Source organism: Muricoccus nepalensis (assembly GCF_006438825.1).
Classification (GTDB): Bacteria; Pseudomonadota; Alphaproteobacteria; order Acetobacterales; family Acetobacteraceae; genus Roseomonas; species Roseomonas nepalensis.
This window is the reverse complement of sequence record NZ_RCZP01000002.1, coordinates 430,874-444,521: the sequence shown is the minus strand read 5'-3', so window position 1 is coordinate 444,521 and position 13,648 is coordinate 430,874. Positions and strand designations below refer to the sequence as shown.

Here is a 13,648-nt window from a genome sequence, read left to right as displayed (position 1 = left end):
TACACGCGACCTGTGTAAAAAAGCGTCTCGTGATCGGCAGACGACATAACATCGCCCTTCCGATCCCGGGTTTCGCGGGCAACAGTAAGCTGACGACCGGACTGGGGATCACGCATGCGCGCAGTCATTGCCGCTCTCTGCCTTGCTCTCGGCGCCGCGCTGCCGGCCCGCGCGCAGGCACCGGCACCGGCACAGGATGGGGCACCGCCGGTCTCGGTGGCCGCCGCCCCCGCCAGCGTGGGCGCGGTGCCGGTCGAGGTGACCGCGAACGGCACGGCCCAGCCCATCTCCGTCATCTCCGTCCGGTCTCGCGTGGACGGCCAGATCGAGCGGGTGCACGTGGAGGAGGGCCAGATCGTGAAGGCCGGGGACCTCCTCTTCACCCTTGATTCCCGCACCGCCCAGGCCCTCCTCGCCCAGCAGGAAGCGAACCTCGCCCGCGACCGGGCGCAGCTCGAGCGCGCCCAGTCCGACGCCCGCCGCTACGCCTCCCTCCGCTCCGACGCCTATGCTTCGGCGCAGCGGGCCGAGCAGGCGAGCGCGGACGCCACCGCCCTGGCGGCCACCGTGAAGGCGGACGAGGCGATCGTGGCCCAGACGCGGCTCTCGATCGACTTCGCGACGATCCGAGCGGAGGCGGCGGGCCGGCTGGGCTCCCTGCCCTTCAAGGCTGGTAACTTCGTCCGCGCCTCCGAGGGCGCGGTGCTCGCGACCATCACCCAGACCGACCCCATCCTCGTCGCCTTCTCCGTGCCCGAGCGCTGGCTGGCCGAGCTGCGCGCCGCCCAGGGCCGGGGCGAGGCCGCGCGGGTGCGGGCCCAGGCGCCGGGGGAGACCTCCCGCCCCGCCCAGGGGGAGCTGGTCTTCGTCGACAGCGCCGTCGACACCGCCACCGGTACGATCCAGCTCAAGGCGCGTTTCTCCAACGAGTCGTCCCGGCTCTGGCCCGGCCAGTACCTGGAGGTGGTGATGATCCCCCGTACCGACGCGCAGGCCACCTCCGTTCCCGTCGCCGCGGTGCGGGTCGGGCAGGGCGGCAGCTTCCTCTACGCGGTAACGCCCGAGAACACGGCCCGCCGCGTCCCCGTGAAGGTCCTCCGCTACGCGTCCGGCCGCGCCGTCATCGAGGGCGGCGTCGCCGACGGGGAGCGGGTGGTCACCGAGGGCATCGAGCGCCTCCGGGACGGCGCGAGAGTCGCCGTGCGGGCGCCGGGCACCCCGCCCGGGGGCCGGCCGCAGGCCCAGGGCGGGCAGCCGCCGGCCACGCAGCAGGCGCAGGCGGACGCTCGATGAACCTCTCGGCCGTCTTCATCCGCCGCCCGGTCATGACCGGGCTCCTCTCCTGCGCGATCGTGCTCGCGGGGATCATGGGCTACCTGTCCATGCCGGTGGCCGCCGTGCCGCGGGTGGACTTCCCGGTCATCACCGTCAGCGCCCAGCTTCCCGGCGCCAGCCCGGAGACCATGGCCACCTCCGTCGCGCTGCCGATGGAGCGCGAGTTCTCCACGATCACCGGCATCGACCAGATCTCCTCGACCTCCGGCCAGGGCACGACGCAGATCACGCTGCAGTTCGTGCTCAACCGCAACATCGACGCGGCCGCGCAGGACGTCCAGGCCGCGCTGACCCGCGCCCAGCGGCGGCTCCCGATCGAGATGACGCAGCCGCCCTCCTACCGGAAGGCGAACCCGGCCGACGCGCCGGTGGTGTTGCTGACGCTCTCGGGCGGCGACGTGCCGCTCTACCAGCTGAACGACATCGCCTCGACCCTCGTCTCCCCCGCCCTCTCCCGCGTCCCGGGGGTCGCGCAGGTCGTGACCTATGGCGAGCAGCTCTTCTCCGTGCGGGTGCGGATGCGGCCCGACCGGCTGGCGGCCATGGGCCTCACGCTCGACCAGGTCGGCAACGCGGTGGCGACGGCGAATTCCAACACCCCCGTCGGCACGCTCAGCGGCCAGCGGCAGCAGCTCGTGCTGCGCGCGAACGACCAGCCGCCGGATGCCGAGGCCTTCGGGAACCTCGTCATCGCCGGGCGCTCCGGGGCGCCGGTCCGGCTCTCGGACGTGGCCGACGTGGTCGACGGCGTGCAGAACGACCGCGTCGCCTCCTTCCGGAACGGGGTGCGCGGCCTGACCCTGGCCGTGCAGCGCCAGCCCGACGCGAACACGGTGGAGGTGGTGGACGGGGTCGTCGCGGCCCTGCCCGCCCTGCGCGCCGCCCTGCCGCCGGGCTCCTCCATCGAGGTCGCGCTCGACCGCTCGGCCTCCATCCGGGCCGCGGTGCACGACGTGCAGGAGAGCCTGCTGATCGCCATCGGGCTCGTCGTACTGGTGGTGTGGCTGTTCCTGCGCCGGCTGCTGGCGACGCTCATCCCGATGATCGCGGTGCCGATCTCGCTCTGCGGCACCTTCGGGCTGATGTACCTGATGGGCTACGGCATCGACAACGTGACCCTGCTGGCGCTCACCCTGGCCGTGGGCCTGGTGGTGGACGACGCCATCGTCATGCTCGAGGCCATCATCCGCCACATCGAGGAGGGGATGGGGCCCTTCGAGGCGGCGCTGAAGGGCTCGCGGGAGATCGGCTTCACGATCATCTCGATCACCCTTTCGCTCACGGCCGTCTTCCTTCCCATCCTGCTGATGGGCGGCGTGGTCGGGCGCGTGTTCAACGCCTTTGCGGCCACCGTCTCGCTCGCGGTGGCGGTGTCCTGCTTCGTCTCCCTCACTCTGACGCCGCTGATGGCCTCCTGGCTGCCGGCCCATTCGGCTCCCGGCCGGGTGGACGCCTTCCTCGAGCGGGGCTTCAAGGCCGTCGAGCGGGCCTATGCCTGGGGTCTCAGCCTCGCGCTCCGCTTCCGGCTGGTGGTCTGGGCGCTGTTCTTCGCCTCCCTCGTCGCCGCCGGCTGGCTGGCCGTCGCCATGCCGAAGGGCTTCTTCCCGATCGAGGACACCGGGCTCGCAAACGGCGCGACCGAGGGTCCGCGCGACGCCTCCTACGAGGCGATGGTGGAGCTGCAGGGGGAGGTCGCCCGGATCATCCAGGCGAACCCCTACGTGAAGACTGTGGCCTCCAACGTCGGCGCGATCGGGCAGAGCCTGTCGATCAACCAGGGGCGCATGTTCATCGAGCTGGTTCCGCGGAACGAGCGGCCGCCCGTTCAGGAGGTGATCCAGCAGCTTCGCCGCGAGACCTCGCGCGTGCCGGGGATGCAGGTCTTCCTGCAGCCGATCCAGAACCTCAACTTCGGCGCGCGGCAGTCGCGCACCCTCTACATCTACACGCTGCAGGGGCTGGAATCCGGCCCGCTCTACGACTTCTCCCAGCGGCTTGCGGCCCGGCTGCGGTCGAGCCCGCTGCTGCAGGACGTGAACACCGACCTCCAGCTCGACGCCCCCGTGGTGTCGGTGCAGGTGGACCGCGACCGGGCGGCGGCGCTGGGCGTGAACGTGGACCAGGTGCGCCAGGCCCTCTACTCGGCCTTCGGGGCCCGGCAGATCTCGACCATCTACGCCCAGGCGAATGCCTACCCGGTCATCGTGGAGGCCCTGCCGGAGGACCAGCGGGACGAGACGGGGCTGCAGAAGATCTACCTTCGCTCCAACACCGGGCGCCTCGTGCCGCTGAGCGCGCTGGCCACGGTGCAGCGCGGGACCGGCCCGCTGACGGTGGGGCACCAGGGCCAGCTCCCGGCCGTGACCATCGGGTTCAACGTGGCGCCCGGCGTCTCGCTCGGCGCGGCGACGGAGGCGATCCAGGCGGCGCAGGCGGAGCTCCAGCCGCCGCTCGGCGTCCTCGGCGCCTTCTCCGGCACGGCCCAGGTGTTCCAGCAGGCGCTGGCCGGCCAGGGCATGCTGATCCTGGCCGCCGTGCTGGTGATGTATGTCGTGCTCGGCGTCCTCTACGAGAGCCTGATCCACCCGCTGACCATCCTCTCCGGCCTGCCCGCCGCGGCGCTGGGGGCATTGGCCACGCTCTGGCTCTTCGGGATGGACCTCTCGGTCATCGGCGTGATCGGCGTGCTGCTGCTGATCGGGCTGGTGAAGAAGAACGCCATCATGATCGTGGACGTGGCGCTCAGCCGGCAGCGGGAGGGCGCAGACCCGCTGACGGCGGTGCGGGAGGCCTGCCTGCTGCGCTTCCGCCCGATCATCATGACGACCCTCGCCGCGGCCGCCGGCGCGGTGCCGATCGCGGCCGGCTGGGGCGCGGCGGCGGAGCTGCGCCAGCCGCTGGGCCTCGCGGTCGTGGGCGGGCTCGCGGTCAGCCAGGCGCTGACCCTCTTCGTGACGCCGGTTCTCTATCTCGGCTTCGATGCCCTGGGGAGCGCGGTCGGGCGGCTGCGCCGCGGCTCGCGCGCCGCGCCGCCGGCGGCCCATCCCGCGCCGGCGGAGTAGCCGGGGGTTGCGCGAAAAGGGGCCGTCCGGGAAGCCGGGCGACCCCTTCCCTATTGCGCCGTGACCTTGGCGGCGCGGATCACGGGTTCCCAGAGCACGAACTCGTCCCTCACGAAGCGATCCAGCTCGGCGGGGGTCGAGACCTCGGATTCCGCGCCGAGCTCGGCGAAGCGGGCCTTCATCGGGGGATCGGTCAGCGCCTCCCGCACGGCCGCGCTCATGCGCTCGACGATCTCGGGCGGGGTGGCGCGCGCGGCGAAGAGGGCGGTCCAGGACCGGACGGCAAAGTCCTTCACGCCGAGCTCCGCGACGCTCGGGATGTCGGGCTTCAGGGCCGATCGCTTCTCGCCCGCGACGGCCAGGATCCGCACCTTGCCGGCCTCGGCCTGCGGCAGGGCGGTGGGGAGGTTGAGGAAGGCGAGCGAGACCTGCCCCGCCACGAGGTCGTTCAGCGCGGGCCCGCCGCCGCGGTAGGGAACGTGGACGATGTCCACCCCCGCCCGCATGGCGAAGAGCTCCCCCGCCAGGTGCTGGGAGCCGCCGACGCCCGAGGAGGCGAAGGAATGCCGCCCCGGTTCCCGCTTCAGCAGCGCGAGGAGGCCCGGCATGTCGGAGACGCCCAGCCGGTTGGCGACGGTCAGCGCCAGCGGGATGTCGGCGAGCTGGGAGACGCCGGCGAAGGCCGTGCGCGGGTCGGGCATGCTGCCGGGGGCCACGATCGGGTACATGACGTGGTTGCTGGCGGAGGAGACGAGGAAGGACGTGCCGTCCGCCGCGCCGCGCGCCACGGCGGCGGTGCCGATCGACCCGCCGGCCCCCGTGCGGTTCTCCACCACGAAGGACTGGCCGAGGAGGCCCTGCAGCTTCGGCGCCAGCAGGCGCGCCACCACGTCCGTGGAGCCGCCGGCGGCGTAGGGCACCACCAGCGTCACCGGGCGGTCCGGCCAGGCGGCCAGGGCGGGCCTGGCAAGGAGGGCTCCGGAAGCGGCCAGCATGGCCCGGCGGGTTGTTTCCATGGTCTCTCCTCCTCCAGGCGGCCCGGAAGGCCGCGCTTGCGCCCCAGCCTACGCGCTTGCGAGCATGGCGGAAGATGGCCGGCGGAGACCGGCCGCGAGGAGGAAGCCATGCCGACCACGCGACGCGGCCTGCTGCTGGCAGGCCCCGCCCTCGCCCTCGCGCGCCCGGCCCTAGCCGCCTGGCCGGACCGGCCGGTGCGGATCGTCGTGTCCTTCACGGCGGGGGGCACGACCGACATCATCGCCCGCGTCGTCGGCAACCTGCTGGCGGAGCGTTGGGGGCAGCCGGTGGTCATCGAGAACCGGCCCGGGGCCGGGGGCAACATCGGAACGGAATACGTCGCCCGGGCGGTGCCGGACGGCTACACGCTGCTCGTCGCCTCGGTCGGGCCGCTGGCGGTGAACGGGGCGCTCTACCGCAGCATGCCCTACGACACGCGCAAGGACCTCGCGCCCATCACGCTGCTGGCGGGGGTGCCGAACATCCTCGTCGTGGCCGCGGCTTCCCCGGTCCGCAGCGTGGCGGAGCTGGTGGCGCTGGCGAAGGAGAGGCCGGGGGGCCTGTCCTACGGTTCCACGGGGGTGGGCACCTCGTCTCACCTCTCTAGCGCGATCATGGACGGGATGGCGGGCGTCCAGACCACGCACGTGCCCTATCGCGGGGCGGTGGCGCTGAACGACCTCCTGACGCGGCGGATCGACTTCATGTTCGCGACCATTCCCTCGGTGATCGAGCAGATCCGGGGCGGCCGCCTGCGGGCGCTGGCCGTCTCCACCCTGCGGCGCTCCCGCGCCGCGCCGGAGGTGCCGACAATGGAGGAGCTGGGCTTCGCGGGCTTCGACGCCTCCTCCTGGTTCGGCATCCTGGCGCCCGTGGGAACCCCGCGGGACGTGGTGGAGCGCGTCTCGGCCGACGCTGCCGCCGCGGTGCGCCGGCCGGAGATCGAGCGCCAGATGGTCGACCAGGGGGCCGATCCCGTGGGCAGCACGCCCGAGGAGTTCGGCGCCTTCCTCGACGCCGAGATCGCCCGCTGGGCCGGGATCGTCCGGCTGTCCGGCGCCAGCGTGAACTAGGGGGCGCCTACTCGGCGTAGGTGGGGTCGAGCCGGTCCAGCATGCGCAGCAGGCCCGGCCATTCCATGAGGCCGTAGGGGCGCCGGACATTGGGCTGGTAGTTCTGGTAGGTGGCGTCGAGCACGGGCTGCGGCACCGGGTGCAGCGGCGTGTTGCAGGACATGGCGGCGATCTGCGCGCGGCAGGAAAGTTCGAGGCGGTGCAGGGCGTTGAAGGCCTCGCCCACCGTGCGGCCGACGGTCAGCAGCCCGTGGTTGCGCAGGATCATGGCGTTGTTGTCGCCGAGGTTGGCGACCAGCGCGTCCTGCTCCGCCAGGTCCAGCACCACGCCCTGGTACTCGTGGTAGCTGATCCGGGTGAAGCGCATCGCGGTCTGCGTCATGGGCAGCAGGCCGCATTCGAGGGAGGAGACGGCCATCCCCGGCCAGGTGTGCGTGTGGATCACGCAGTCGAGCTCGTGCTTCGCGCGGTGGATGGCGGAGTGGATGACGTAGCCGGCGCGGTTGATGCCGAAGTCGAAGTCCCCGTAATCGGGCTTGTCGAGGATCGTGCCGTCGATGTCGACCTTGATGAGGGACGAGGCCGTCATCTCCTCGTACATCATGCCGTAGGGATTGATGAGGAAGGCGTTGTCCTCGCCGGGAACGCGGACGGAGATGTGGTTCGCCATCATGTCGGCCATTCCGTAATGGGCGACGAGGCGGTAGCAGGCGGCGCAGTCGATCCGGGCCTGCCATTCGGCGGGCGAGACGCGCTCCCGCATCGGGGTGATCCGCAGCGTCTTCTTCGCGTGCTCGAGCATGGCGTTCCCTCCCGGTTGTGTCGACCTTGGCGAGCATGATCGGACGGGTCCGCCGCCTCCGCCAGGGATTTCGCGGCCCACCTGCCTGGGGCGCGCGGGGTCAGGCCGCCGAGCCGAGCGCCCGGTCGGAAGGCGCGGTGCCTGGCGGGGGCGGGGTCGGGTGGCGTTCCAGCGCGTGCCGCAGCAGCGCGGCCGAGCGGTAAACCCCGTGCACCATCTTCGAGTAGGGGATGACCAGGAAGAGGGCGAGGATGATGCCGAGGTGAACGGCCAGCAGGACGCCCATGGCCCCGGTGTCCCGCAGCGCCAGCAGCAGCAGCCCGGTGGAGGCCGCGAGCAGTAGCAGGACGAGCAGCGCGTAGTCGGCCCCGAGCAGGTTGCGCGCGGCCGGCGCGGGATCGGAGACGATCTTCGTCCAGATCAGCCCCGCCGTGCCCACGACCATGCCGATCCCGCCCCAGAAGCCGAGCTGCACGGGCAGGCTGAGGAAGGCGTAGGGCGCCTCCATGCCGAGGAAGTGGTCGTAGACGGTGGCCGTGCTGGTGGAAGCGAAGCAGAGGAGGAAGCCGTAGAACATGGCGTGGTGGAAGCGCCGGCGCGCCTGGGAGAAGGCCTCGTCTCGGTCGTTGCAGCCCCCTCCCCCGCCGCCGAGATTCTTGAGCGTGAGGATGTCGTGCAGCGCGACGGCGAGCGGCCGCCCGCGCGTCAGCTCGTCCGCCCGGCCGCCGGTGTCGCGCCAGAAGTTGCGGAAGCCCATGGCGAGGGCGAGGATGGAGAAGAGGAAGGTGCCGCCCGCCAGCGCCGTCATCAGCCACCAGGGGATGACGCGGTAGAAGGCGCCGGGGCCGGTCTGCGGCTGATAGAGCACGCGGTGGTCCACCAGCGCCATGGTCAGCAGCAGCACGAGGGCGATGCCGGCCGCGGACACCAGCGACACCACCGTGCCGTTGCGGCGGAACAGGCCCGCCAGCGGCCCTGGCCAGGCGTATTCCTCGTAGGTGTCAGCGCGCACCTGGGCCAGGACCTGCGGCACGTTGATGTTGAAGGGGTGCGGCGGCGCGTACTGGCAGGCGTAGTAGCAGCCCTTGCAGTTGTGGCAGAGGTTGGCGATGTAGCTGAGGTCCCCCGTGGAGAACTCGCGGCGCATCGTCATCGCCGGGAAGACGGCGCAGAAGCCCTCGCAGTAGCGGCAGGCGTTGCACACCTCCATCGCGCGGCGGGCTTCGGTGGTGGCCTCAGTTTCGCGCATTTCTCGCGGCCTCCCTGCCTGCGATCCGTCCGAAGACGGTGCCGATCGCCATGCCGAAGCCGGCGAGATAGCCCTTGCCGAGAATGGATCCGGCCATGATCTCGCCCGACGCGAAGAGGTTCGCGCAGGGGCGCCCGTCGTCCATCCGCACCCGCGCCGTCTCGTCCACCTTCACGCCGAGATAGGTGAAGGTGATGCCGGGGCGCAGCGGGTAGCCGATGAAGGGCGGGTCGGTGATCGGCCGCGCCCAGTGGGTCTTCGGGGGGTCGAGCCCCTCCGTGCGGCAGCCGTCCAGGCGCGTGCCGTTGAACTCGCCGGGCACGCAGGCGGCGTTGAACCGCGCGACCGTCCTCTCCACCGCGGCGGGATCGAGGCCGAGCTTGGCGGCGAGCTCGCCGACCGTGTCCGCCTTGATGGCCGGGAACACGGAGGGCATGAACAGCCGCTCGGCCTTTGAGTCGATGATCGAGTAGGCGACCTGGTCCGGCTGCTGCGCGACGAGGCGGCCCCAGATGGCGTAGCGCTTGGGCCAGACATCCTCGCCCTCGTCGTAGAAGCGTTCCCCGTGCTTGTTCACGACGACGGAGAAGGGCACGCAGTCGAGGCGGGTGACGATGCCGCCGTCGTATTTCGGGGCGCGCCCGTCGATGGCCACCGCGTGGCACTGGGAGGGATCGCCGACGGAGGCGATGCCCTGGTCGAGCAGGTTGCGGAGCACCTTGCCCTGGGCATAGGGCGTGCCGCGCACGAGGAAGTTCTGAGCGGCCTCCCCCCAGCCGTCCTTCAGCCATTCGAGGTTCGCCTGGAAGCCGCCGGAGGAGGCGATGACGACCTTCGCGCGCACGGTCTCCGGGAAGCCGCGGTGGTCGATCAGCACCTCGCGCACGAAGCCGTCGTCCATGCGCAGCTCCACGGCCTCGGTGTCGTAGAGGATGTCGATACCGAGGCGCTCGGCGGTCGCGAAATAGGCGTTCACCAGCGCCTTGCCGCCGCCGAGGAAGAAGGCGTTCGTGCGGGACAGGCTCAGCGTGCCGGAAAGGGATGGCTGGAAGCGCACCCCGCAGGCCTCCATGAAGGGCAGCGCGTCGTGCGTCAGGCGGATGGTCATGCGCGCCAGGTTCTCGTCGGTCTGGCCGCCGGTGACGCGCAGGAGGTCGTCCCAGTACTCGTCCTCGAGGTAGCTCTCGGTGAGCACCTTCGTCGGCTCGGGGTGCATGGTGCGCATGTTGCGGGTGTGGCGGCTGTTCCCGCCGCGCATGGGCTTGGGGGCGTGCTCGATCAGAAGGACGGAGCAGCCGGCCTGGCGGGCGGTGACCGCGGCGCAGAGGGCGGCGTTGCCGCCGCCGATCACCAGCACGTCCCAGATCCGCGAGAAGTCCGGCATCGCCCGCCTCCGCCCCAGCTTGTATACGAGCGGATACAATGTGGGGCGCGGGCTTACAAGCCTTGCGGCCTCGTGGCGTCAGTCCTGGCGGGTGGTGAGGCCGATCCGCACCTTGAAGGCGTTGCGGATGTGCCGCCGCGCCGCCGCCTCCGCGGCCGCCGCGTCGCGCGCCTCGATGGCGGCGACGATGACCGCGTGCTCCTCGATCGCCTCCGCCCCCCGGAGGGGCGCGGCGAGGGTGGTGCCGCCGAGCAGGGCGAGGGAGAGCCGCATGGTCTCGAGGATGTTGATGAGGAAGCCGTTCCGGGCGGAGAGGTAGACCTGCCGGTGGAAGCGCCGGTTGGTGCCGGAGAGGGCGGCGGGGTCGTCCACCAGCGTCCGGTCGCGCTCGACCATCTCGCGCAGGATCTCGACCTCGGTCGGCGTCGCGTGGGTGGCGGCCAGGCCGGCGGCGGTGCCCTCCAGCACCTCGCGCATGTGGTAGAGCTCCGTCATCTGCGCGTAGCCGAGGCGGGCCACCACCGCGCCGTGGTGGGGCTCGTGCAGGACGAGGCCCTGGGTCTCCAGCCGCTTCAGCGCCTCGCGCACGGGGGTGCGGCTGATGCCGTAGCGCTCGGCCAGCTCGGATTCCCGGAGCCGCGTGCCGGCCGGCAGGGCGCCGCTGTCGATCGCGGCCAGGAGGAGGTCGTAGGCCTCGGAGCCCGAGGAGCGGCTGGGGCGGGCGCTCACGCCGCGCGGGCCCTCATCCGGCACGGCGGTCGCGCGCGATGTCGAGGAAGACCTCCTCCAGGTCGTCGCGGCCGTAGCGCGACAGGAGCTCGGCGGGGGAGCCGCTGTCCACCAGCCGCCCGGTCTTGAGCATCAGGACGTGGTCGCAGAGACGTTCCACCTCCGCCATGTTGTGCGAGGCCAGGAGGATCGCGCAGCCGCTCTCCTGCCGGTACCGCTCGAGCCAGGAGCGTACCCAGTCCGCGGTGTCGGGGTCGAGGCTCGCGGTCGGCTCGTCCAGCAGGAGGAGGTCCGGGCGGTTGATGAGGGACTTGGCGAGCGCCACGCGCGTCTTCTGCCCGGCCGAGAGCTGCCCCGCGGGGCGGTCCAGCAGGTCCGCCAGGGAGAGCTGGGCCGCCAGCTCCGCGATCCGGCCAGCGGCGTCCGGCACGTCGTAGAGATGCGCGTAGACGAGGAGGTTCTCCGCCACGCTCAGCCGGTGCGGAAGGGCGATGTAGGGGGAGGAGAAGTTGGCGCGCGCGAGGGCGGCGAAGCGGTCGCGCGCCATGTCGTGCCCGAGCACCCGCACGCGGCCGCCCGTCGGGATCAGCAGGCCGAGCAGCATGGCGATGGTGGTGCTCTTGCCCGCGCCGTTGCCGCCGAGCAGCCCGACCGTGCCGCCGCGCGGCAGGGTGAAGGAGAGGGCGTCCACCGCCAGGGTGGCGCCGTAGCGCTTGGTCAGCCCCTCGGCCTCGATGGCGGGGGCTCGGGGATCGGGGGCCGGGCGCATCGCCATGGCATAGGCCGCCCGGCGGCGCCTCGCCAGGGCCGGCCGGGCCTCAGCGGCGCAGGTGCCGGTCCGTGGCCCGCCCCTGGAAGAGGGTGACGCCGTTCTCCCACCCCCAGGCGACGGCCGCGGCGCGGTCCGCGCCGGTCATCACCACCGAAACCTCCTGGAGCACGCCGGCGGGGGGAGGGTTGGCCGGGAGGGCGTCGGTCCAGGCGAGGCGGACGACCCGCGCGCCCAGCCGCGCGGGGTCCAGCAGGGCCAGCACCTCGCCGCCGGCGGCCTCCAGCGCCAGGACGTAGCCCCGGCTGACCGCGAGATCGCGGCCGAGCGCGAAGCCGGCGGGATCGGCCAGCACCTCCGCCGCCGGGACGGCAAGGGTGAGCATCGGCCGGACCGCGCGCGGCAAGCGGCCGTCCAGCGCGAGGAAGGCGTCGGAGGTGAGGGCCGCGACGGAGAGGGACAGGTGCAGCGGGCGCGGGGAGGCCAGCCATTCCGGCCGTGCGACCCCGGCGAGCATCCGCAGCTCGAGATGCAGGCGAAGCTGCGCCGTGAGGGCCGGCACGGCGTCGAGGTCGCGGCCCGGAAGCAGCCGGTCCCGCAGGGCGCCGGGCATGGGGGCGACCGATTCCGCGACGACGCCCGACTCCCCTTCCGGCGCGAGGCGGCAGACGGGCTGGCGGCGGAGATAGGGGGCGGGGTCGGCGCGGAGGAGCACGGGCAGGACCGGGGCGAGCTCCTCCGCGGTGAGCGGGGGCATCGCCGGCGCGGGGGGCGGCGCGGCGGGGACGAGGCCGAGGCTTTCCTCCAGCGCGGCCAGCAGGGCGCCGGACTGCTCGGGCAGGCGCAGCCCGCGGACGACCGCGGCGACGGCGGCGTCGTCCACCGCGCCGTCGAGCACGCGGAGGACCGCGGGGCGGAGCGTGTCGGGCGGGGCGGTCGCCACGGCCATGTCGCCGTTCGGCAGGTGGAAGACCCGGGCGCGGCGGGCGTGCTGCGGCAGGGCCAGGGCCTCCCGCAGGAGGCGGCGGTGATGCGGGCGGTCGAGGCCGCGGGGAAGGTCGGAGAGGCGCAGCCAGAGCACGTCGCGCACCGCGCCGGAGGCGAGGCAGACGCGCACGAGGGCGGCGAGCTCCGCCGCGCCGCCGTCCGGCCCGGTGAGAGGGGGCGGGTCCACCGGCATGGCGTGGACCCTGGCGCCGCGCAGGGGCGGCGGTGCGACGGAGGGGGCGGCCGTCATCCGGCGGCGCCCTGCCGGCGGCGCGCGGCCATGAGGCGGTTCGGCCAGGGGCCCGCGAAGCGAAGGATGCCGCGGGCGAGGCCCCAGGAGAGGGCCTCGGCGTCGGCCACGCCCTCCAGCACCACCCGCGCGGGGTTGAGAGCCTGCCAGAAATCCCCCGGCAGGTCGTCGAGGGCGGGGTCGAAGGCGAGGTGCAGCGCCTCTCCCGGAAGATGGGCCGGGTTGAGCAAAGAAAGCAGGGAGGCCGGCAGGTCGGCCACGCCGTGGCGCCCCGCCGGCGGGCGGGCGAGCGCCCGCGCCGGAAGCAGGGGGAGGAGGTTCTCCACGGCGACGGGCAGGGCCTCGGGCGGGAGGTCGAGGTGCAGAGGGTCGGCGGAAGGGGGCGCGAGGGCGAGGGCCCGGCGGGCAACCACGTCGTGCGCGTGCGCCTGCCACGGCGCGCCGGCCCAGCGGGCGCCGAGCACCGAGCGGATCGCGGCCGCGGCGGGCAGCGCGCGCTGGCCCATGGGGCGCAGCTCCCCGCCCGGGCCGAAGCCCAGGATGGGGCGGCGTTCCAGAAGCCCCTCGAGCGGGGTGGCGCCGAGCATCGCCTCCAGTCCGGTGGAAGGGACCAGGGGCGCGGCGGGGGCGGTGATCGTTTCCGTGAGGAGGGCGGCGTCGCGGCCGTGGAGGACGGCGGCGAGGGCTCGGCGGGCCATCTCGAGCGCGGGCTGGGCGGCGACGAGGCGCCAGGCGCCGTCCTCGGCCGAGGAGACGCGGCCGCCGCGGTTGCGGGCGGCGTCCTCCAGCAGCGCGCGCGCCACCCGGTGGGCCTCGGGCGCGAGGCCGGGGCCGGGACGGAAGAGCAGCGCCGCGAGCGGTGGCCCATCCTGGGCCGGGTGCGGTGCGGGGGTCATCGAGCGGCCGATTCTGGCCGAAGAGGGTTAACCCGCGGTGACCGCGCGCATCGGCCGGTTGCCACCCGACCCGGCGGCGGGCTACGCCGAAGCGA

At 73.1% G+C, this 13,648-nt stretch carries 11 protein-coding genes; 3 read left to right on the top strand and 8 right to left on the bottom strand.

Going from position 1 to position 13,648, the window contains the following annotated elements; translation table 11 throughout:
- Nucleotides 1-114 precede the first annotated feature (114 nt).
- Nucleotides 115-1,293 (top strand): efflux RND transporter periplasmic adaptor subunit, encoded by a 1,179-nt coding sequence (locus tag EAH89_RS04350; RefSeq protein WP_140881524.1) that lies wholly within the window; start codon nucleotides 115-117, stop codon nucleotides 1,291-1,293.
- Complete coding sequence (locus EAH89_RS04345; RefSeq protein ID WP_140881523.1) at nucleotides 1,290-4,397, top strand: efflux RND transporter permease subunit; 3,108 nt, start codon at nucleotides 1,290-1,292, stop codon at nucleotides 4,395-4,397. The genes EAH89_RS04350 and EAH89_RS04345 overlap by 4 nt, the downstream gene beginning before the upstream one ends.
- Before the next feature lie 50 nt (nucleotides 4,398-4,447).
- On the opposite strand, the gene EAH89_RS04340 is transcribed toward EAH89_RS04345, so the two are convergent.
- Nucleotides 4,448-5,413: a Bug family tripartite tricarboxylate transporter substrate binding protein gene (locus EAH89_RS04340; protein WP_140881522.1), complete on the bottom strand. Its 966-nt coding sequence runs from the start codon at nucleotides 5,411-5,413 to the stop codon at nucleotides 4,448-4,450.
- Nucleotides 5,414-5,521: 108 nt separating this feature from the next.
- Here EAH89_RS04340 and EAH89_RS04335 point away from each other — a divergent pair, with 108 nt between their 5' ends.
- Entirely contained in the window at nucleotides 5,522-6,487 is a 966-nt protein-coding gene (locus EAH89_RS04335; protein WP_140881521.1) for a tripartite tricarboxylate transporter substrate binding protein, read from the top strand.
- Nucleotides 6,488-6,494: 7 nt separating this feature from the next.
- Here the strand turns inward: EAH89_RS04335 and EAH89_RS04330 are convergent, their stop codons facing one another.
- The 7 genes from EAH89_RS04330 to EAH89_RS04300 all read right to left on the bottom strand — a co-directional run bounded on the left by EAH89_RS04330 (nucleotide 6,495) and on the right by EAH89_RS04300 (nucleotide 13,553).
- Nucleotides 6,495-7,289 carry a class II aldolase/adducin family protein gene (locus EAH89_RS04330; protein ID WP_140881520.1) on the bottom strand — a complete coding sequence of 265 codons (795 nt, stop codon included), beginning with the start codon at nucleotides 7,287-7,289 and terminating at the stop codon, nucleotides 6,495-6,497.
- Nucleotides 7,290-7,389: 100 nt separating this feature from the next.
- Complete coding sequence (gene tcuB / locus EAH89_RS04325) at nucleotides 7,390-8,538, bottom strand: tricarballylate utilization 4Fe-4S protein TcuB (RefSeq protein WP_140881519.1); 1,149 nt, start codon at nucleotides 8,536-8,538, stop codon at nucleotides 7,390-7,392.
- Complete coding sequence (gene tcuA / locus EAH89_RS04320) at nucleotides 8,525-9,922, bottom strand: FAD-dependent tricarballylate dehydrogenase TcuA (protein ID WP_140881518.1); 1,398 nt, start codon at nucleotides 9,920-9,922, stop codon at nucleotides 8,525-8,527. The genes tcuB and tcuA overlap by 14 nt, the downstream gene beginning before the upstream one ends.
- A gap of 78 nt (nucleotides 9,923-10,000) precedes the next feature.
- Nucleotides 10,001-10,651 (bottom strand): GntR family transcriptional regulator, encoded by a 651-nt coding sequence (locus EAH89_RS04315; RefSeq protein ID WP_140881517.1) that lies wholly within the window; start codon nucleotides 10,649-10,651, stop codon nucleotides 10,001-10,003.
- A 13-nt stretch (nucleotides 10,652-10,664) separates the two neighbouring features.
- Nucleotides 10,665-11,426 (bottom strand): ABC transporter ATP-binding protein, encoded by a 762-nt coding sequence (locus EAH89_RS04310; RefSeq protein ID WP_161993473.1) that lies wholly within the window; start codon nucleotides 11,424-11,426, stop codon nucleotides 10,665-10,667.
- A 43-nt stretch (nucleotides 11,427-11,469) separates the two neighbouring features.
- Nucleotides 11,470-12,657, bottom strand: a complete 1,188-nt coding sequence (locus EAH89_RS04305; RefSeq protein ID WP_140881516.1) for a hypothetical protein — start codon at nucleotides 12,655-12,657, stop codon at nucleotides 11,470-11,472.
- Nucleotides 12,654-13,553 (bottom strand): hypothetical protein, encoded by a 900-nt coding sequence (locus EAH89_RS04300; protein WP_140881515.1) that lies wholly within the window; start codon nucleotides 13,551-13,553, stop codon nucleotides 12,654-12,656. The genes EAH89_RS04305 and EAH89_RS04300 overlap by 4 nt, the downstream gene beginning before the upstream one ends.
- Nucleotides 13,554-13,648: the final 95 nt, after the last annotated feature.